General features: G+C 62.0%; 18 protein-coding genes. 7 read left to right on the plus strand and 11 right to left on the minus strand.

Annotated features, from left to right (window positions below; genetic code table 11):
• Positions 1-218: 218 nt before the first annotated feature.
• From ASD50_RS04250 to ASD50_RS04260, 3 genes are all read right to left on the minus strand, one after another.
• Complete coding sequence (locus ASD50_RS04250; RefSeq protein WP_056236582.1) at positions 219-1,148, minus strand: carbohydrate ABC transporter permease; 930 nt, start codon at positions 1,146-1,148, stop codon at positions 219-221.
• Between the two features lie 296 nt (positions 1,149-1,444).
• Complete coding sequence (locus tag ASD50_RS04255; protein WP_056236584.1) at positions 1,445-2,704, minus strand: ABC transporter substrate-binding protein; 1,260 nt, start codon at positions 2,702-2,704, stop codon at positions 1,445-1,447.
• A 24-nt stretch (positions 2,705-2,728) separates the two neighbouring features.
• Positions 2,729-3,667, minus strand: a complete 939-nt coding sequence (locus tag ASD50_RS04260; protein ID WP_056236586.1) for an N-acetylmuramic acid 6-phosphate etherase — start codon at positions 3,665-3,667, stop codon at positions 2,729-2,731.
• 199 nt (positions 3,668-3,866) lie between these two features.
• Between ASD50_RS04260 and ASD50_RS04265 the strand changes: the two genes are divergently transcribed.
• Genes ASD50_RS04265 through nagA form a run of 4 tightly spaced genes read left to right on the plus strand, consistent with a single transcriptional unit; the run spans position 3,867 to position 7,720 of the window.
• The gene (locus ASD50_RS04265; protein ID WP_056236705.1) at positions 3,867-4,751 is read left to right on the plus strand and encodes an N-acetylglucosamine kinase; all 885 of its coding nucleotides are present in this window, start codon (positions 3,867-3,869) and stop codon (positions 4,749-4,751) included.
• Positions 4,744-5,532 (plus strand): GntR family transcriptional regulator, encoded by a 789-nt coding sequence (locus ASD50_RS04270; RefSeq protein WP_056236587.1) that lies wholly within the window; start codon positions 4,744-4,746, stop codon positions 5,530-5,532. Before ASD50_RS04265 ends, ASD50_RS04270 begins: the two co-directional genes overlap by 8 nt.
• Before the next feature lie 17 nt (positions 5,533-5,549).
• Entirely contained in the window at positions 5,550-6,560 is a 1,011-nt protein-coding gene (locus ASD50_RS04275; protein ID WP_156464936.1) for an SIS domain-containing protein, read from the plus strand.
• Positions 6,557-7,720, plus strand: a complete 1,164-nt coding sequence (nagA, locus tag ASD50_RS04280) for an N-acetylglucosamine-6-phosphate deacetylase (RefSeq protein WP_056236591.1) — start codon at positions 6,557-6,559, stop codon at positions 7,718-7,720. The genes ASD50_RS04275 and nagA overlap by 4 nt, the downstream gene beginning before the upstream one ends.
• 19 nt (positions 7,721-7,739) lie before the next feature.
• Here the strand turns inward: nagA and rpe are convergent, their stop codons facing one another.
• The gene (gene rpe, locus ASD50_RS04285; RefSeq protein ID WP_056236593.1) at positions 7,740-8,417 is read right to left on the minus strand and encodes a ribulose-phosphate 3-epimerase; all 678 of its coding nucleotides are present in this window, start codon (positions 8,415-8,417) and stop codon (positions 7,740-7,742) included.
• Positions 8,418-8,586: 169 nt separating this feature from the next.
• Here rpe and ASD50_RS04290 point away from each other — a divergent pair, with 169 nt between their 5' ends.
• Complete coding sequence (locus ASD50_RS04290; RefSeq protein ID WP_056236596.1) at positions 8,587-8,934, plus strand: hypothetical protein; 348 nt, start codon at positions 8,587-8,589, stop codon at positions 8,932-8,934.
• Here ASD50_RS04290 and ASD50_RS04295 read toward each other — a convergent pair.
• The 7 genes from ASD50_RS04295 to ASD50_RS04325 form a co-directional block, all read right to left on the minus strand.
• Positions 8,928-9,878, minus strand: coding sequence for a 2-hydroxyacid dehydrogenase (locus ASD50_RS04295; RefSeq protein WP_056236598.1), 951 nt, complete (start codon positions 9,876-9,878; stop codon positions 8,928-8,930). The two genes, ASD50_RS04290 and ASD50_RS04295, sit on opposite strands and share 7 nt — an antisense overlap.
• A 16-nt stretch (positions 9,879-9,894) precedes the next feature.
• A complete protein-coding gene (locus ASD50_RS04300; protein WP_056236600.1) occupies positions 9,895-11,523 on the minus strand; it encodes an ABC transporter ATP-binding protein in 1,629 nt (542 codons plus the stop codon).
• Entirely contained in the window at positions 11,520-12,674 is a 1,155-nt protein-coding gene (locus ASD50_RS04305) for an ABC transporter permease (protein ID WP_056236602.1), read from the minus strand. Before ASD50_RS04305 ends, ASD50_RS04300 begins: the two co-directional genes overlap by 4 nt.
• Positions 12,671-13,774: a microcin C ABC transporter permease YejB gene (locus tag ASD50_RS04310; protein ID WP_056236604.1), complete on the minus strand. Its 1,104-nt coding sequence runs from the start codon at positions 13,772-13,774 to the stop codon at positions 12,671-12,673. The genes ASD50_RS04305 and ASD50_RS04310 overlap by 4 nt, the downstream gene beginning before the upstream one ends.
• 48 nt (positions 13,775-13,822) lie before the next feature.
• Positions 13,823-15,691: an extracellular solute-binding protein gene (locus ASD50_RS04315; protein ID WP_056236606.1), complete on the minus strand. Its 1,869-nt coding sequence runs from the start codon at positions 15,689-15,691 to the stop codon at positions 13,823-13,825.
• Positions 15,691-17,577, minus strand: coding sequence for an extracellular solute-binding protein (locus ASD50_RS04320; RefSeq protein WP_056236609.1), 1,887 nt, complete (start codon positions 17,575-17,577; stop codon positions 15,691-15,693). The genes ASD50_RS04315 and ASD50_RS04320 overlap by 1 nt, the downstream gene beginning before the upstream one ends.
• 154 nt (positions 17,578-17,731) lie before the next feature.
• A complete protein-coding gene (locus tag ASD50_RS04325) occupies positions 17,732-18,364 on the minus strand; it encodes a c-type cytochrome (RefSeq protein ID WP_056236611.1) in 633 nt (210 codons plus the stop codon).
• A gap of 191 nt (positions 18,365-18,555) precedes the next feature.
• Between ASD50_RS04325 and ASD50_RS04330 the strand changes: the two genes are divergently transcribed.
• A complete protein-coding gene (locus tag ASD50_RS04330; protein ID WP_056236613.1) occupies positions 18,556-19,284 on the plus strand; it encodes a 3-deoxy-manno-octulosonate cytidylyltransferase in 729 nt (242 codons plus the stop codon).
• 12 nt (positions 19,285-19,296) lie between these two features.
• Positions 19,297-20,163, plus strand: coding sequence for a prephenate dehydratase (locus ASD50_RS04335; RefSeq protein ID WP_056236615.1), 867 nt, complete (start codon positions 19,297-19,299; stop codon positions 20,161-20,163).
• Positions 20,164-20,218 lie beyond the last annotated feature (55 nt).

Below are 20,218 nucleotides of genomic sequence, written 5' to 3' on the forward strand. Positions count from 1 at the left end.
TCCTGGCAAGGAGAAAGGCGCAAGGCGGTGTCGACCACCGTCGAGCATTTTCGACGCAGTCAGGGCTGAAATCCGCCGCGTCCCGGAGGGATATGGCCAAAATCGTCCATTTCCACGTCGCGAAGCCTTGACGGTGGATAACACCGCCTTCGGCTCCGCTCCTCGAACTGGTCGATTTTTGCTCATACCACGCTCCAAACCCTGAGTGTCGATTGGTCCTAAAACTGATACCGACGCAGGCGCGTCTGGATGAGGAAGAGATAGATGCAGACGCCCACCAGGATGATGAGGAACATCATGGTGGCGATGGCAGCCCCCATGTTGGGATCGCCCACCTGCAACTGGAAGCCGAAGAAGGCGCGATAGAGGAAAGTGCCGAGGATATCGGTCGAGTAGTTCGGCCCGGCAAGCGCGCCCTGCGCCGTGTAGATCAGGTCGAAAGCGTTGAAATTGCCGACAAATGTCAGGATCGAGATGATGCCGATGGCCGGCAGGATCAACGGCAGCTTGATCTTCCAGAACTGCGCCATGCCGGTGACGCCATCGCATTCGGCAGCCTCGATCACCTCGTCGGGGATCGACAGCATGGCGGCATAGATCAGCATCATCGGGATGCCGATGAACTGCCAGACCGAGATCAGGCTGAGCGCCGTCAGCGCATACTCTTCCTTGCCGAGCCACGGTGTGAACAGGCTTTTCAGGCCGACCAGATCAAGCAGGTTGGGCGCCACGCCCCAAAGCGGCGACAGGATCAGCTTCCAGGCGAAGCCGACGATGACGAAGGACAAGATGGTCGGGATGAAGATCGCCGTGCGGTAGAAGGCCGAGAAGCGCAGCCTGGGGCTCGATAGAAGTGCCGCAAGGACGACGCCGACCGGATTTTGAACCAGCATATGGATGATGAAGAACCAGACGTTGTTCCTCAACGCATTCCAGAAATTGGTCGACCAGTTCGGGTCGCCGAACAGGGTGCGGAAATTGTCGAGGCCGACGAAGACCTGGCTTTGCGAGACATTGCGAAACAGCGCGAGTTGCAGCGTGCCGAACAGCGGCATGATCATGATGGCGGTGTAGACCAGCACCGCCGGCGCCAGGAAGATGGCGATATGCCAGCGGAATGGTCGCTTCGTCGCGGATGTTGCAGTCATGCCTTCGGCCTCCGCCTAAAGCGTGTCGCGATCGTTCGGATTCGCGCCACACGCCTTAGCTCCTTGATTAAGTGCATGTCTTTGTCCCGAAACCGGTTCCCGCTTTCGGGAGACGTGCATCAATCGCGGTCCAGTTCAGGGGATGCTTAGAACGCCTTGTCACCGTCGAGGCGGACGACGTTGCTGCGCGCGCTATCTGACCCCACCAGCGTGGAGGGTAAGGATCATGGCAGGCGCATGCAATCGGGATTTGGTCCGGCCGGGATAACGCTCCCGGCCGGTTCCATGAGGTCGAGTTACTTCGCCGGCTTGTACCAGCTGTCGAGGCCGTCCTGCAGCTTCTTGGCGGCAACTTCCGGCGTATCCGTGCCGTTGATGACGTTGGCCGATTCAACCCAGGTCTCGTTCTCGAGGTTCGGCGTGCCGCGCGACAGGATCTGGTAGGTCGAGCGGATCGTCGACTTGCACTTGTCGCGCCAGGATACGAATTCCTGGGCAAGCGGATCGGCCATCTTCACCGGTGTTGAGTTCAGGCTGAAGAAGCCCGGCAGCGCGTTGGCGTAGATTTCCGCGAACTCAGGCGACGCGACCCAGGACAGGAAGGTCTTGGCTGCATCCGGGTTCTTCGATGCGGCGTTGAGGCCGATGCCGATATCGGTGTGGTCGGAAATGTAGCAGGTGTCGCCTGCCTTCCTGACCGGCGGCGGGAACGCACCCATCTTGAACTGTGCCTGGGTGTTGAAGACCGAGATTTCCCACGAACCGGCCGGATAGATCGCCGCGCGGCCCAGCGTGAACAGGTTCTGGCTGTCCGGATAGGTCTGGGCTTCGAAACCGTCACCAAGATAAGGCTTCCACTTGGCAAGCGTCGCATAGGGCTCGACCCACTGCGCGTCGGTCAGCTTCTGCTCGCCCTTGAGCAGCGCAAGGCGGCCTTCCTCGCCCTGCCAGTAGTTCGGGCCGATATTCTGGTAGCCCATGGTGGCTGCTTCCCACAGGTCCTTGGTGCCCATCGCCATCGGGATATAGGTGCCGTCGGCCTTGATCTTGTCGAGGGCGGCAAAGAACTCTTCCTCGGTCGCCGGCGGCGTGATGCCCAGCTTGTCGAAGGCATCCTTGTTGTAGATGAAGCCATGGATGACGGATGCCATCGGCACGCAGAAGGTGGCCTTGCCATCGTCGGTGGTCCAGGCCGACTTGGCGACGTCTGAGAAGTTCTCCATGCCGGCCAGGCTGGTAAGATCGGCGAGCTTGCCCTTGGTGTAGAGATCGAGCGAGGCGTCGAACGGCCGGCAGGTGATGATGTCGCCGGCAGAGCCTGCATCGAGCTTGGCGTTCAGGGCAGCGTTGTATTCGGTTGGCGCGGATGGCGAGAACACCACCTTGATGCCGGGGTTCTTGGCTTCGAAGGCCGGGATCAACTTGTCCTGCCAGATGGCGAGGTCGTCGTTGCGCCAGCTTTCAATGGTCAGCGTCGCGTCTTGTGCGAATGCGGCCCCGGCGGAGCAGAGAACGCTCGATCCAAGAAGAATTGCCGTCAAGAGTTTCGTATTCATGCTCAGTCTCCCTGTTGACCTTTGTCAGGTTCGGTTTTTGATGAGATCGGAGGTCGCCTGACCCTTGCTCCCCTCAATTGCGGAAAGGGCGGGCCGCAATTTCTGGCCCGTCCCGTCCAATAGTCTGCGTGCCGCTTCCGCGCTGGCGGCACCCGCCGCAAGCAGGATTGCCGTCTTCACCTGTCCGCCGCAGCGCTCCAGAAGCACCTCTGCCTCGTCCTTGCCGCGGCCGGTAATCGCCGTGACGATGCGGCTGGCGCGGTCGCGCAGCTTCTTGTTGTCGGCGGTCAGGTTGATCATGTAGCCGTCATGGACGTGGCCGAGATGTATGGCAGCCAGCGTCGACATCATGTTGAGCGCGATCTTCTGCGCCGTGCCGGCGCCCATGCGGGTCGAGCCGGCAATCACTTCCGGCGGCGTTTCGATGAGGACGGCAACGTCGGCCTTGTCGAACAAGGGCGCGTTCCCGTTGTTGGCGATCGCGATCGTCGACGCGCCCTTAGCCTTCGCGACCTCGAGCGCACGCACCGCATAGGGCGTCGATCCGCTTGCAGAGATGGCAATAACGCAATCCGCAGAACCGACGCCGGCATCTGCGACGGCTTGCTCAGCTTCGCTGGTGTCGTCTTCGGGTCCGCCCGCAAGATTATGGAGTGCCTCATCGCCGCCCGCGATCAGGATCGCGATGCGGTCGCGTGCAATGCCGAAAGTTCCGGGAAGTTCCAGTGCATCCGCGAGCGCCATCAAGCCCGAACTGCCCGCGGCGGCGTAGATCAACCGGCCGCCACCTTCCAACCTGTCGGCCATCAGGCGCGCGGCGACGGCAATGTTGGGAATGGCCTTCTTTACCGCGGCAGCCGCTTCGATCTGGGCATCGGCCAGGGCAGAAAGCACGACATGCGGCGGCTGGATATCCAGCCCCTCGGCACTCCGGTGCAGCGCTTCCGTGCGCATTTCCGCCATCCCTTTTCCTCCAATGACAAAACAATACCAAAAAAATACCACTTGTCCACACGCATTAACGATTTCTCTCACCTAAAACGTGCAGCAGGGCAGAAAACCAATATTTTTCAATAAAATACGCCTTAATCTTTTCGAAACAGAAATTAAGACTTGGCTATTGGTATTTTATTGGTATCATCCAGCCAGTGGAGGCATCATCGTGGATTTCGTGCTCGGCATTGACGGCGGCGGCACCAGCTGCAGGGCAGCCCTGGCGACGACGGATGGCGTGGTCATCGGTCGCGCCAAGAGCGGCGCAGCCAATATCCGCACCGACCTGACGGGCGCGCGCACGCATATTGTCGATGCGGCCAGGCTGGCCTTCCTCGATGCCGGCAAAGATGCCGACCTCATTTCCAAAACACCCGCCGTGCTCGGGCTGGCAGGCGCGAATGTCGGCACCTATCGCCAGCAATTGCAGGCAATCCTGCCGTTCAGGCAAAGCCGCGTCGAGACAGACGCGGAAATTGCGCTCGAAGGCGCGATCGGCGACAGTGATGGGGCTATCGCCGTGCTTGGAACCGGCTCGGCCTATATGGCGCGCAAGGCCGGCATATCGCGTGCCATCGGCGGCTGGGGCTTCCAGGTCGGCGACCAGGGCAGCGGCGCGCGCATCGGGCGCGATCTCCTGGAGCAGGCCCTTCTGGCCCATGACGGCATTCGCGAGGCTTCGCCCCTGACGCGCGAGATGCTCGCCGTTTTTCGGGGCGATCCGCAAGACGTCGTCGAGTTCACGACCAATGCCAAGCCCGGCGACTTCGGCGGCTTCGCGCCGAAGGTGTTCGAGCACGCCGCCAAGGGCGACGTCGTCGCCATCTGGATCGTCGACAAGGCAGTGGCCGATGTCGAAGCCTCGCTCGCGGTCCTCGGCCTTGCGGCCGGCGACGCGCTGTGCCTGCTCGGCGGATTGGCCGGCCTTTATGCGCCCCGGCTGTCGGCCAGGTATCAGGCACTGCTGCGGCCACCGCGCGACGATGCGCTGGGCGGCGCCGTGCGCATGGCTGCCCGCCTGTTCGCATCCTCGACGGAGGCGGCGAATGGCTGACGTCTCCGACCAGATTTTCGGCGGGCTGAAGCAGGCAGGCCAGAGCGGCCTGCCGCTCTACCTCCAGCTTCGCAAGAGCATCGAAGACGCGGTCAAGACCGGGCTGATCGGCCCCGGAGACGCCCTGCCGTCCGAACGCGATATCGCCACCAAGGCCGACATTTCGCGCGTCACCGTGCGCAAGGCGGTGCAGGATCTGGTCAAGGGCGGCCTTCTCGTCCAGCGCCACGGTTCGGGTACCTTCGTCGCGCCGCGCGTCGAGCGCGTCGAGCAATCGCTGTCGCGGCTGACCTCCTTTACCGAAGACATGGCGCGCCGGGGCATGGCCGTGCGTTCGGCGTGGCTCGACCGTGGCGTGTTCACGCCCTCGCCGGAAGAGATCATGGCGCTTGGCCTGTCGTCGAAGGAACTGGTTTCGCGCATAGCGCGCCTGCGCATCGCCGACGATACGCCGCTTGCCATCGAGCGGGCCTCGCTGTCGTCCTCGATCCTGCCCGATCCTTCGGCAATCGAGTTCTCGCTCTACGCCACGCTTGGAAAAACCGGCAACCGGCCGGTCAGGGCGGTGCAGCGGATTTCGGCGGCCAACCTCAACGAAACAGATGCAAGGCTGCTGGCCGTGCAACCCGGCGTGGCGGGCCTGCACATCGAGCGCATCTCCTATCTGGCAAGCGGCAAGGTGGTGGAATTTACCCGCTCGATCTATCGCGGCGATGCCTATGACTTTGTCGCGGAGTTGCGGCTAAGCGGGCCCGGCGAAGAGACAGGAGACCGTTCGTGACGGCAACCAAAACGCATATGCGCCGCGAGATCGAGGAGATTCCGCAGGCGGTCGCGCGCCTGCTCGACGGCTCGGCACCCGCGTTCATCGAGGCAGGGCGCGGCATACGCGAACTTGACCCCAACTTCATCGTTACCGTCGCGCGCGGCTCGTCCGACCACGCCGCGACCTTCCTGAAATACGCCATCGAGCTCACCGCCGGTCTGGCCGTGGCTTCCATAGGCCCCTCGGTGGCCTCCATCTACGGCGCCAAGCTAAGGCTGAACGGTTCTGCCTGCGTCGCCGTCTCGCAATCCGGCAAAAGCCCCGACATCGTCGCCATGGCCGAAAGCGCAAAACAGCGTGGGTCGCTGACAGTTGCGCTGACCAACACAGCGGACTCGCCGCTGGCACGCACCTGCACCTATTCCATCGATATCCTCGCCGGGCCGGAGCGCAGCGTCGCCGCCACCAAGACCTTCGTGAACTCGGCGGTTGCAGGCCTTGCGCTGATGGCGCACTGCACGAATGACGAGGGCCTGCTTGTCGCCTTGCGGGAATTGCCCGCCCATCTCGAAAAGGCAATCGCCTGCGACTGGATGGCGCTTGCCGGAGCGCTTGAAGGCCAGCGGTCTTTGTTCATCCTTGGCAGGGGGCCGTCCTTCGCCATCGCCAGCGAAGCGGCGCTTAAATTCAAGGAAACCTGCGCCATGCACGCGGAAGCCTACAGCACCGCCGAGGTGATGCACGGCCCGCTTGCACTGGTCGGGCCGAAATTCCCGGTCCTGTCGCTCGCCTCGCGCGATGCCGCCGAAAAATCCGTCGCCGACACCGCAGATGCTCTGGCGGCAAAGGAAGCGTCGGCCTTCGCCACAACCACCCTTGTGAAGCGGGCCCAACAGCTTCCGCACGTCGCCACCGGCCATCCGTTGACCGAGCCTCTGGCGCTGATCGTTTCCTTCTACGCCTTCGTCGAGGCTTTCGCCCGCCATCGCGGCCTCAACCCCGATGCGCCGCCCAATCTGCACAAGGTGACCGAAACCGTATGAACGGCCGCTTCGCACTTTCAGCTACGAGAATCTTCGACGGCGACGCCTGGCATGAAGATGCAGCACTGGTCGTCGCAAACGGCATCATCGAAGCGATCGTCCCGCGAAGCTCGTTGCCCGCCGATATGAGCGTGGTCGAGGACAAACGCGCGATCCTCGCGCCCGGCTTCATCGACCTCCAGGTCAATGGCGGCGGCGGCGTGATGCTGAACGACCATCCCGACGTCGCCTCGATCAGGACGATCTGCGCGGCGCATGCGCCGTTCGGAACAACCGCGCTGTTGCCGACCCTCATCACCGATACGCCCGAAATCACCGCCGCCGCCGCCGCGGCTGGCAGGGCCGCCGCAGAAGAAAAGATACCCGGTTTCCTCGGCCTGCATCTGGAAGGCCCGCATTTGTCGCTGGCGCGCAAGGGCGCACACGACCCCAAGCTCATCCGCCCGATGACGGAAAAGGATCAGTCCGCCCTGATTGCCGCCAAGGATGGTCTGCCGGTGCTTCTCACCACCATTGCGCCTGAATCGGTGACGGCGGATCAGGTCGGCAAGCTGGCACAAGCCGGCATCGTCGTCAGCCTCGGCCATTCCGATGCCGGCTTCGCTACGGCGCGCGCCTATGCACATGCAGGCGCTTCGGTCGTCACCCACCTTTTCAACGCGATGAGCCAGATCGGCAACCGCGAGCCGGGCCTTGCCGGTGCCGCCATCGATACCGGCAGCCTGTCCGCCGGCCTGATTGCCGACGGCATCCACGTCGACCCGGCCACCATCGGCATCGCGCTTCGCGCCAAAACCGGGCCGCGCCACATTTTCCTCGTCACCGATGCGATGGCGACCATCGGCACCGACATGACGTCATTCACGCTCAACGGCCGCACCATCTACCGCAAGGATGGCAGCCTGCGCCTTGCCGACGGAACGCTTGCCGGCGCCGATCTCGACATGATCTCGGCAGTCCGCTTCATGCACGAGGTCATCGGGCTTGAACTGGCAGAGGCGCTTCGCATGGCATCGACCTACCCTGCCGAAGCTGTCGAGCAATCACACCGCATCGGCCGCCTTACCAAGGGCCAGGCAGCCAATATCGTCGCGCTTTCGGAAAGACTGGCCGTCGAAAGCGTATGGATCAACGGCAGCAAGGTTTTCGCCAAGGCCTGATCCGCAGCGCAGCCCTTCGTTAGCGGGCTGCGCCGTCAGCCGCGGAGCGGATCGCGGCAATGTTCTTGCGATAGGCTTCGAAGCCGTCACCCTTGAACACGGCAGCACCGGCCACCAGAACGTCAGCACCGGCAGCGGTCACCAGCGGCGCGGTCTCCGCCGTCACGCCGCCGTCGATCTCGATATGGATCGGCCTGCCTCCGATCATCGCCTTCACGCGCTTCACCTTATCGATCATCGCCGGGATGAAGGCCTGTCCACCGAAACCCGGATTGACCGTCATGATCAGGATCAGGTCGAGCCGGTCGAGCACATATTCAATCGCGCTTTCCGGCGTGGCCGGATTGAGCGAAACGCCCGCCCTCTTGCCAAGATTGCGGATGGTCTGCAGCGAGCGGTCGAGGTGGGGGCCAGCTTCCGCATGGACGGTGATGCCATCGCAACCGGCTTCCGCAAAGGCGGCCAGATAGGGATCGACCGGTGCAATCATCAGGTGGCAGTCGAAATAGGCCTTGGTGCGGTTGCGGATCGCCTTGATGACCGGCGGGCCGAACGTGATATTGGGAACGAGGTGGCCATCCATCACGTCGAGGTGCACCCAGTCAGCGCCGGCGGCAACCACGGCCTCGACCTCGTCGCCCAGTTTGGAAAAGTCGGACGACAGCACCGACGGTGCGATCAGGGTTTTTCCGCTCATGGCTGGCCTTTCACGATTGATGGAGATTTCGCCGTTTGCCTAAAGGCACGAACAGGACTTGTCGAGTGGATTGAGACGGGTTCCCCTGTTCAGATTCTGGCAATTGCCCCGACAAAGCCAAAATCCTGCCCCACTCAGCGCCGGTGCACAAAACCTGCGGAGATCCACGTTGAAATCGGCTTTAGCGGCGTCCGTTCTTTGCCTGACCGTTACCGGCTGCGCCAATTCACTGGTCGCGGATCAGGACCGCAATGTCGCCTCGGCTCTGCCATATGACAGTGTCGACTGCGCCACGCTTTTGGCCGAGCGGGACCAGCTTGCCCGGCGCTACAATCTTTCCATCAACGCCAAGCCGGTTTTCGCCAAATCCGCGATGGGCCTGGGGCCGATAACGCCTGATATACGCTCAAACCGCCGCCGCGACGTGGAAAAGGCTAGCGGCGAGATCAACGCGATGAACCGCTCGCTATCGCGGCGCAAATGCGCTGGCGCTATCCAAACCCTGCCCGCTCAATAGCCCGCGCTGCGGTCGACAACGTTGTCCAGCGGCTCGCCGCGCTCGAAAGCCGCCATCTGCCGCAACATGATCGGCACCAGATGATTGGGATCCGATGTCGCTGCTGCATGCGGCGTGACGAATATCCTGGGATGATTCCAGATCGGGCTGGTTTTGGGCAGCGGCTCCACCTCGAAAACGTCGAGGCTTGCCTCCTTCAATATGCCATCGTCCAGCGCGCGGACAATGTCGGCATCCTTTTGCAGCCGTCCGCGCCCGGCATTGATCAGCACCGCGCCGCCAAGGCCGTTGCGCCGGCGCAATTCCTTGAGCAGGCCGTAGTTGACGATGCCCTGCGTCGCCGGCGTCAACGGCAGCAGCACCACAAGTATATCCGTGGCGTTGAGGAACGGGACGAGGCCGTTGTTGCCGCTGAAGGTCGAAACCCCTGCAACCTGTTGTTCCCGGCGTGACCAGCCATTGACCCGAAAGCCCAGCGAAGACAGCGCAAGTGCAGCAGCGCGGCCCAGACTGCCAAGCCCCATGATGCCGACTGAAATGTCGTTGGCAGTCCGCTGCGGCGGCTCATGCCAGACTTTCTTCTTCTGCTGGCCTTCGTAGAGCATCGCCTGGCGATGGTGGTCGAGTACCCGCCAGACGACGAACTCGACCATGTGCTGGGTCAGATTGTCAGCCACCACCTTGACGATCGGAACGTCCGGCACGGTCTTGTCGGCCATGATGTGATCGACGCCTGCGCCGATGGAAAAGATCGCGCGCAGGTTCGGCAGCTTGGTCAAGAGATTGGGCTTCTGTTTCCACACAACCGCATAGTCGATCGACGGGTCGGCAGGCCCATTGGGCTCCAGCACCACCTCGCGCTCGGTCGATAGAAGCTCACGCCAGCGTTGCGGATGAAACCCGGTAACGGCGAGCAGAACACGGCCCTTGTCGAGTGTCGGCATTTCGTGCCCCCTGGTTCTACTCGCTCACAACGCCGACCGGCGCGGTTTCGATCCTGAAAGCAGCCGACATCAGCGCTTTCGTATAATCGGTTTGCGGATTGCCGAATATCTGCTCGGAGGGCCCCGCTTCGACAATCCTGCCATTGCGCATGACGATGACATGGTTGGCCAGCGCGCGGACCACTTTCAGGTCGTGGCTGATGAACAGGTAGGCCAGATTGTGCTTGGCCTGCAGGTTGCGCAAAAGGTCGACGACCTGTGCCTGCACGCTCATGTCGAGCGCCGAGGTCGGCTCATCCAGCATCACGAAACGCGGCTTCAGCACCATGGCGCGGGCAATGGCGATGCGCTGGCGTTGGCCGCCGGAGAATTCGTGCGGATAGCGGAAGCGGGTGGCCGGATCGAGCCCGACCTCGCCAAGCACGGCGACAACGCGCTCATCGCGCGCCTCTGGCGACAGCTTCGGCTCGTGTATCTTCAGACCCTCTTCGATGATTTCCGACACCGACATGCGCGGGCTCAGCGAACCATAGGGGTCCTGGAACACGATCTGCAATTCATGGCGCAACGGGCGCATATCGTTGAACGACAGCTTGTTGATGTCGCGGCCATCGAACCGGATCGCACCCTTGGACGAGATCATGCGCGCCAGCGCAAGGCCGAGCGTGGTCTTGCCGGAACCGGATTCACCAACGACGCCGACCGTTTGGCCTTCGCGCACCGTGATGTCGATCCCGTCAACCGCCCTGACATGGTCAACCGTCTTGCGGAAAAAGCCCTGCTTGATGGGAAACCAGACCTTGACGTCATCGCCCGCCATGACCGGCCTGGCGGCGTCGTTCGCCGCCGGCGGTTTACCCTTCGGCTCGGCGGCGAGCAGGTGGCGCGTATAGGCGTGCTGGGGGTTATCGAATATCTCGGCGGTCGGACCGGTCTCGACGATCTTGCCCTTGGTCATCACGCAGACGCGGTCGGCGATCTTGCGCACGATGCCCAGATCATGGGTGATGAACAGCATCGACATGCCGTTCTTTTGCTTGAGCTTTGCCAGCAATTCGAGGATCTGCGCCTGCACGGTGACGTCGAGCGCCGTCGTCGGCTCGTCCGCGATCAAAAGCTCGGGCTCGTTGGCGAGCGCCATAGCGATCATCACGCGCTGGCGCTGGCCACCCGATAGCTGGTGCGGATAGGCGGACAGGCGCTTTTCGGGGTCGCGGATGCCGACTTCCTTCAAAAGATCGAGCGTGCGTTGCCGTGCCTCGCGCTCGCCCATGCCCCGGTGCAGTTCCAGCACTTCGACGATCTGCTGCTCGATCGTGTGCAGCGGATTGAGCGATGTCATCGGCTCCTGGAAGATCATGGTGATCTTGTTGCCGCGCACCTTCCGCAACGCCTTTTCGTCCAGCGCCAAGAGGTCGTTGCCGTCGAACAGAATCTGGCCGGATGGATGGCTGGCCGCCGGATAGGGCAAGAGCTTCAGCACCGATAGCGCCGAAACCGATTTACCCGAACCGGATTCACCGACCAACGCCACGGTCTCGCCCTTGGCGATGTCGAAGGACACATGATCGACGGCAAGCGACGTGTTGCCGCCTTGCAAAAAAGCAACCGAAAGGTCGCGGACGGACAGAAGCGGCGCGCTCATCTGAACGTCTTTCGCGGATCGAAGGCGTCGCGGGTCGCTTCACCGACGAAAATCAGCAGCGACAGCATGATCGAGAGCGTGGCAAAGCCGGTGATGCCCAGCCAAGGCGCGTTGAGGTTACGCTGGCCCTGCTTCAAAAGTTCGCCAAGCGAGGCCGAGCCAGGCGGCAGGCCGAAGCCGAGGAAGTCGAGCGAGGTCAGCGTCGAGATCGAGCCGTTGAGGATGAAGGGCAGGAAAGTCAGCGTCGCCACCATGGCGTTGGGCAGGAGATGGCGGAACATGATGGTGCGGTTGGGCACGCCCAACGCACGCGCAGCGTTGACGTATTCGAAATTGCGGGCGCGCAGGAACTCGGCCCGGACGACGCCGACGAAGGCGACCCATGAAAACAGAAGCATCAGGCCGAGAAGGATGAAGAAGCCGGGCGGCAATATCGCCGCAACGATGAGCAGCAGGTAAAGCACCGGAATCGCCGACCAGATTTCGATGAAGCGCTGGAAGATCAGGTCGGTCCAGCCACCGAAATAGCCCTGCACCGCCCCTGCCGACACGCCGATGATCGCCGAGCCGATAGTCAGGATCAGGCCGAACAGCACCGATATGCGAAAGCCATAGATGGCGCGCGCCAGCACGTCGCGGGCCTGGTCGTCGGTGCCGAGCCAGTTCCAGTTGCCGACAATGCAGTTCGGATCGGCCTCGCCTTGTGGGAGCTGGTTGCAGCGCGTCTTGGCGTCATACTGCCATGACGGCTTGGCAGGCGCCGCCTCGGGAACGAAGTTGTTGACGGTGCGATAGGAATAGCGGATCGGCGGCCAGATCATCCAGCCATTGGCGTTGATCTCGTCCTGGATGACCGGATCGCGGTAGTCGGTGACGGCGTAGAAGCCGCCGAACTTTTCTTCCGGATAGTCAACCAGCACCGGGAACAGGATCTCGCCCTTGTAGGAGGCGAGGACCGGCTTGTCGTTGGCGATGAATTCCGCAAACAGCGACAGCACGAACAGGAGGAGGAATATCCAGAGCGACCAGTAGCCGCGCCGGTTCGCCTTGAAGTTTGCCCAGCGGCGCTGGTTGAGCGGCGAAATCCACGGACGCTTGCCGCGGACCACTTCCACCACCGTCGAATCCGCAGTTCCGGTATCGACCGTCATACGTCTCTCCGCTCGAAGTCGATACGCGGATCGATCCACGTATAGGTGAGGTCGGAGATCAGGCTGATGACGAGGCCGATGAGCGAGAAGATATAGAGATTGGCGAACACCACCGGGTAGTCGCGCTCAACCACCGAGCGGAAACCGAGCAGGCCGAGCCCATCCAGCGAAAAGATGTTCTCGATCAGAAGCGAACCAGTGAAGAAGGCCGAGATGAACGCACCCGGAAAGCCTGCGATGACGATCAGCATGGCGTTGCGGAACACGTGGCCGTAAAGCACCTGCCGCTCTGAGAGGCCCTTGGCGCGTGCCGTCACCACATACTGTTTGCGGATCTCGTCGAGGAAGGAATTCTTGGTCAGCAAGGTGGTGGTGGCGAAGGCCGACAGCACCATCGCCGTCAGTGGCAGCGCCAGATGCCAGAAATAGTCGAGGATGCGCGCCGGCCACGACAGCTGCTCCCAATTGTCGGAAGTCAGCCCACGCAGCGGGAACCAGTCATAGAACGAGCCGCCGGCAAACAGGATCATCAACAGGATGGCGAAGAGGAAGCCCGGAATGGCATAGCCGACAATGACGATGCCGCTGGTCCATACATCGAAGGCCGAACCGTCCTTGACCGCCTTCCTGATGCCGAGCGGGATGGAAATCAGGTACGAAATCAAGGTGATCCACAATCCAAGCGAGATCGACACCGGCATCTTTTCCAGGATCAGGTCCACCACCGAAATGTCGCGGAAGTAGCTGTCGCCGAAGTCGAAACGGGCATAGTCCCACAGCATCTTGCCGAAGCGTTCCAGCGGCGGCTTGTCGAAGCCGAATTGCTTTTCCAGCTTGGCGATGAACTCCGGGTCGAGGCCCTGCGCGCCCCGGTATTTCGAACCGACGTCGCTGCCGACATCGAGGTTTCCGCCCGCGATATCGCCGCCGCCACCGCCGCCGATGCGATCGCTGGCGTCACCGCCCTGCCCGGTCAGCTTGGCGATGACCTGCTCGACTGGCCCGCCGGGCGCAAACTGGATGACCGCGAAGGAAATGGCCATGATGCCGAGCAGGGTCGGTATCATCAAAAGCACGCGGCGCAGGATATAGGCACCCATCAGGTGGCTCTCACGGTCGCTCTTGGGGGCCAGCGCTTCGTTGCAATTTCACCCCTTACCAATCTTCGCCGCCTTGTCTTGATCGAACCACCACAGCGCTTCCATCGCAAATCCGTAATCCGGCTTCGGTTCCTTGAACCCGAACATATCCCAGAACGCGACGCGGTGATTCGCCGAATACCAACTTGGAATCCAGTCCATGCGCGCGCGCAAGACCCGATCGAGCGAACGCAGCACGGTTGTCAGTTGCGCACGGTTCTTGACGCCATCTATCGCCTCGACGAGCGCATCGATCGCCGGGTCGGCGGTGCCTGGAAGATTGCGCGACCCGTACAGGTTTGCCGAGCGCGAATGGAAGATGCCGTCCATGCCTTCGCGTGTCGGCGTTGGCGAGAACAGCACCGCCATAGCAATCATGTCGAAATCGAAGCTGGCCTGCCTCGCCTGATGCTGCGCCGATTCGACGAGGCGGATCGAGGCGTCGAAGCCGACGGCCTTCAGATTGCCCACCCACGGCGTATAGACGCGCACCAGACCATCGTCATCGGCCAGGAACTCCAGCTTGAAAGTCTCGCCGGCGGCATTCTGGAAAAACTCGCCGGCCCGGTTCCAGCCGGCGTGCTTCATCAGGTTTTGCGCTTCGCGCAGGAGCTTGCGGTCGCGGCCGCTGCCATCGGAAGCAGGCAGGGAGTAGACCTCGCCGAAGACTTCAGGCGGAAGCTTGTCGCGCAGCGGCTCCAGCAGAGCCATTTCCTCTGCGGATGGGACGCCGGTCGCCCTGAAATCCGACTTCTCGAAATTCGACTGAGAGCGGTCGTAGAGACCGTAGAACAACGATTTGTTGGTCCACCCAAAGTCGAAGCACAATGCGATGGCGCGGCGTACCCTGACGTCGCTAAACCGCTCGCGACGCTGGTTCATCGCCGTCCCGTAGAGGAGCGGGCGCTTCTCCGAAGGAAATTCGCGCTTGACCACCTTGCCGGCGGTGAGTGCCGGGAAGTCGTAGCCGGTCGCCCAGACGCGCGATGTCGCTTCCTCCCGGAACGCGACGTCGCCCTTCTTGAAGGCTTCGAATGCGGCCTGGCGGTCGCCGTAGAACTCGATGCGCAGCTTGTCGAAGTGGTAAAGTCCCCGGTTCACCGGCAGGTCGCGACCCCAATAATCGACCACCCGCTCGAATTCGATGGTCTGTCCCGGTCGCACAAGACCCACCTTGTATGGCCCCGAGCCGAGCGGCGCCTTCATGCGCGAACTGTCGAACGGCGCTGTCGCGAAATAGGCCCTGGACAGGATGGGGAATGTCGCAACGTCCAAAATGGTGCGTTCGGATTGCTTGCCGGAAAAGGTCAGCCGCAAGGTGCGGGCATCGACGGCGGTGGCCGCCGTCATTTCCTTCAGCGGCAGGGAAAGGTCCGGGTGCCCCTGTTCCTTGAGCAGGTTGTAGGTGAAAGCGGCATCCTCGGCGGTCAGCGGCGAGCCGTCATGCCAGCGCGCCTCGGGGCGCAGGGCAAAATCGAAACTGTTGCGGTCCGCCGAGATGGTGACCGTTTGCGCCAGTTGCCCATAGATCGAATCCGGTTCGTCCAGCGCGCTGACCATCAGCGAATCGAAGCACATTTCCATGCGCGGCGGCGCATCGCCCTTCGACACGAAGCTGTTCAGCGTATTGAAGGTCTGGGGGTTCTGGTTGAACAGCCATTGCGACGGGCCGAAATTGAACGTCCCGCCCTTCGGCGCATCGATATTCACATAGTCGAAATGCGAAAAATCGGCGGGATATTTCAAGTCGCCGAAAGCGGACAGGCCGTGCAGCTTTTGGCCTGTGAGGGTGTTTGCAAAAGCCTTGCCGGGCAGAACCGCCGCTACTGCCGCCGCGGCGCCCAGCCCCAGAAAGCCGCGGCGATGCAAGCCGGCCATCAGTTGCCGCTCTTGTACTTGGCGGCCAACGCCTTTTCCTTCTCGGTATCGATCCACCACGAATCGAGATCCGGGCCGATGTAGGTCGGCTGCTTGTCGGGAATGCCGAACTTGTTCCAGTAGGCCAGCCAGACGTCCGGCCGGGTGAACTGCGGCACGACATAGAAATTCCACAACAGCACGCGGTCGAGCGCGTGCGTCGCGGCAATGAGGTCGTCCCTGTCGCTGGCGAAAATGACCCGATCGACCAGCGCGTCCACGATCGGGTCCTTGATGCCGGAGTAATTGCGCGAACCGGGCGCATCCGCAGCCCTCGAACTCCAGTAGTCGCGCTGTTCGTTGCCGGGCGAATCCGACTGCGGCAGCGCCGCGGTGATCATGTCGAAGTCGAACTCGTTGACGCGGTTCACATATTGCGACTGGTCCACGAACCTCAGCGATGCGTCGATGCCGATTTTCCGCAGCATGGTCACGTAGGGCATCAACGTCGCTTCCGCCCCTTGCCTGAAGTCCAGTATCTCGAAGCGGAATGGCGCTCCGCTTTCAGCGCTCACCATCTTGCCGCCCTTGATGACCCAGCCGGCGGAGGCAAGCAGGTCGACCGCTTGCCTGAGTATTTTCCGCTCGGCCTGCGGCGTGTCGAAGGCAGGAAGCTTCCATTCCTGCGTGAAAAGTTCCGGCGGCAGCTTGTCCTTGTACTGGTTCAGTATCTCCAGTTCCTTGCCTTGCGGCACGCCGCTGGAGGCAAGGTCGCTGCCCATGAAATAGCTGGTGATGCGGGTGTTGAGGCCGAAAGACTGCGTGCGGTTGATGGTGTCGAAATCGTTGAGATAGGAAAGCGCCTGCCTGACCCGCCGATCCTGGAAAAGCGGGCGGCGCGTGTTCATGGCGAAGCCCTGCATGTTGGCGCGCGACATCGCCTTGAATTCCGTCTTGATGACGTCGCCCGCCTTCAGCGCCGGGAAATCATACTTGGTCTTCCAGTCCCGGCCGCTGTTTTCGGTGTTGATGTCCTGCAGGCCACCTTTGGTGAAGGCCAGCCACTCGGCGTTCTCGTCAAGGAAATAGGTGTAGCGGCGCGTGTCCCAGTTCTCGCGCCCGATCTTGACCGGCAGCTTGGCGGCCCAGTAGTCCGGCACCCGCTCCCAGATGATCTCCGACCCCGGCTTGAAGCTCTTGATCTTGTAGGCGGCGGAGCCGAGCGGAATTTCCAGCGTCGACTTGGTGATATCGCGCTTCTTGCCGCTGGCGTCAGTGCCTTCCCACCAATGTTTCGGCAGCACTGCGAGATCGCCGATGATCTTCGGCAGTTCGCGATTGCCCTTCTGGTCGAAAGTGAACTCGACCTCGCGGTCGGAAATCGCCTTCGCTTCCGTCACGTTCTCGAAATAGCGGTTGTACATCGGGCTGTGCGCCTTCAGCACGTTGAAGGACCAGACAACATCGTCGACCGTGATCGGCTGGCCGTCATGCCATCTGGCGCGCGGGTCGAGCCTATAGGTGGCCGACGAATAGTCGTCCGGATATTTGTAGGCATCTGCAATCAAGGGGTGCGAGACGCTGCCTTCGTCGGTCGCCTGCTCCATCAGCGTGTCGTAGAGCAGCCCGCCGCCCAGTTGCGCAAAACCCGCGGCGGCCGACCCTTGGACGATGTAGGGATTGAAGCTGTCGAAAGTACCAAGAACGGTCGAATTCAGCGTGCCGCCCTTCGGCGCATCCGGGTTCACGTAGTCGTAGCGCTGGAAGTTTTCGCCATATTTGGATTCGCCGATCAGGGAGGAGGTCGTGCGCCACTCGTCGGCGGCTTGGCTGGTGGCGAGGCCCATTGGAAACAGGGACGCCGCCAGAGCCGCTGCCGCCCAAATGCCCGATCGGTGAAACCTCATTCTATCCCCTTTGGAACTTGGCCGAGCTGCAATCTAGAACATTGGCGACCGATGGGAACCGGCAAGACGGCCAATGTTCCCGGATCGAAGCCGTTTCCAACAAAAAAGCCGGGTCGAACCCGGCTTTTTCATGGAGATGGAGATTACAATTTCGTTATTGAGCCGGCGCAGGCGCCGCGCCTTCGGCCGGGGCCGCACCATCTGCGGGCGCGGCGGCATCAGCAGGCGCTGCGCCAGCTTCGGGAAGCGGAACGGGGCTGTCGGCCTGGGTGCGGATGTACGCGATCAGGTTGGCCCGCTCATCATCCTTCTTGATGCCGGCAAAGCCCATTGCCGTGCCCTTCACGAAATTCTTCGGCGAAATCAGGAAGTGGTTGAGGTTGTCGAAGGTCCACTTCTCGGCACCGCCCTTGGAAAATTCCTTCATGCCGGCCGAATATGCAAAGCCTTCATGCTCCGCAACCGGACGATCCACCAATGCCCAAAGGTCGGGGCCGACCTTGTTGGGGCCGCCCTTTTCGATCGAATGGCAGGCCTGGCACTTCTTGAACACGGCGGCACCGGCATCAGCGTCGGCGCTGGCCAGAAGTTCGGCAATCGGCTTGACCGCATCCGCAGCACCGGCAGCCTCGCCGCCCGCAGCGGCTTCAGCCGCTTCGATGATGAAGCCCGGCTTTTCCGGAGAATGGGAAGCAAACAGCGAGTCCGAGACGATACCAACCGAAAAAACGACGAAAACGGCGCCGAGCAGCCCGCCCAGGACCTTGTTGACCTCGAATGAATCCATGTGCCCCAGGCTCCCTTTTCCGGCGGACTGTCCCGTCCCCCGTCCGTCGGTATTTACGCTCAGCCTATCAGGGCTGCCAAATCGGGCGGAAACTAGGTCTTTTGCTCGGCTCTTGCAACACCTATAAGGGCGCTGCCAGTGAGACCTTTTGACACTTTTTCCCAAGTGATTTTCGAAGCACACATCCCCTGATGTCGACACTCATCCTCATTCCCGCGCGTATGGCTTCCACCCGCCTGCCCGGCAAGCCACTCGCCGACATAGCCGGCGAACCGATGATCGTGCATGTGGCGCGGCGCGCCGCCGAGAGCGAAATCGGTCGTGTCGTCGTTGCCACAGACACGGTGCGCGTTGCCGAGGCTGTCCGCGCACACGGTTTCGAGGCGGTGATGACTCGGGAAAACCACGAATCCGGATCGGATCGCATTTTCGAGGCGCTGCAGGCGCTCGATCCAACCGGCAAGGTGTCCGTGGTCGTCAACGTCCAGGGCGACTTGCCCACCATCGACCCGCGGATCATCGGAGCGTCGCTCGCCCCATTGGCCGATCGCCACGTCGATATCGCAACGCTCGGCGTCGAAATCGTCCGCGAAGAGGAAAAGACCAATCCGAGCGTGGTCAAGATCGTCGGCTCGCCGCGCTCCGAAACCCGGCTGAAGGCGCTCTATTTCACCCGCGCGACCGCGCCATGGGGGGATGGACCACTCTATCACCACATCGGGCTTTACGCCTACCGCCGCAAGGCCCTCGAGCGCTTCGTCGGGCTTGGGCCATCGCCACTCGAACGGCGCGAACGGCTCGAACAATTGCGCGCGCTTGAATCGGGAATGCGCATCGACGCCGAAATCGTGCAATCCGTGCCGCTCGGCGTCGATACGCCCGAGGACCTCGAGCGCGCCCGAAAGATACTTTCCAGATAGTCAGGTCGCATCATGTCAGAAAAGACGAACAGAATAGCTTTCCAGGGCGAGCCGGGTGCCAATTCGGATACCGCCTGCCGCAATGTCTACCCGACGATGGAGCCTCTGCCGCGCCCCACTTTCGAGGACGCCTTCAATGCCGTCGAGACCGGCAAGGCCGACCTCGCCATGATCCCGATCGAGAACACCATCGCCGGGCGCGTCGCCGACATCCACTACCTGTTGCCGGAGTCCAAGCTGCATATAGTCGGCGAGTATTTCCTGCCGATCCACTTCCAGCTCATGGTGCTTCCGGGCGTGGCGCGCGCTGAAATCAAGACCGTGCACAGCCATATCCATGCGCTCGGGCAGTGCCGCAAATACATCCGCAAGAACGGCTGGAAGCCGATGGTCGCCGGCGATACGGCAGGTGCGGCCAAGCTTGTCGCCGAAAAGCAGGATCGCTCGATGGCGGCACTGGCGCCGACGCTTGCGGCCGGGCTCTATGGCCTCGACATCATCGAGGAAAATGTCGAGGACACCGAGCGCAACATCACCCGCTTCGTCGTGCTTTCGAAAGGCCGCAGTTGGGCCGACCGCACCGTCAACCACGGCAGGATGATGACGACCTTCGTCTTCCGGGTCCGCAACGTGCCTGCGGCGCTCTACAAGGCGATGGGCGGCTTTGCCACCAATGGCGTCAACATGACCAAGCTGGAAAGCTACCAGCTCGGCGGCGAGTTCACCGCAACCCAGTTCTACGCCGATATCGAGGGCCATCCCGACGACGCCCATGTCGCGCGCGCGCTGGAGGAACTGCGTTTCTTCTCGCGCGAAGTCCGCATCCTTGGCGTCTACGAGGCCAACGAGTATCGCGAACTGGTGAGCGGCGGCTACTAGTGCATGTCTCCCGAAAGTGGGAACCGGTTTCGGGACAAAGACATGCATAAAATCA

Source organism: Mesorhizobium sp. Root552 (assembly GCF_001427285.1).
Taxonomy (GTDB): Bacteria; Pseudomonadota; Alphaproteobacteria; order Rhizobiales; family Rhizobiaceae; genus Mesorhizobium.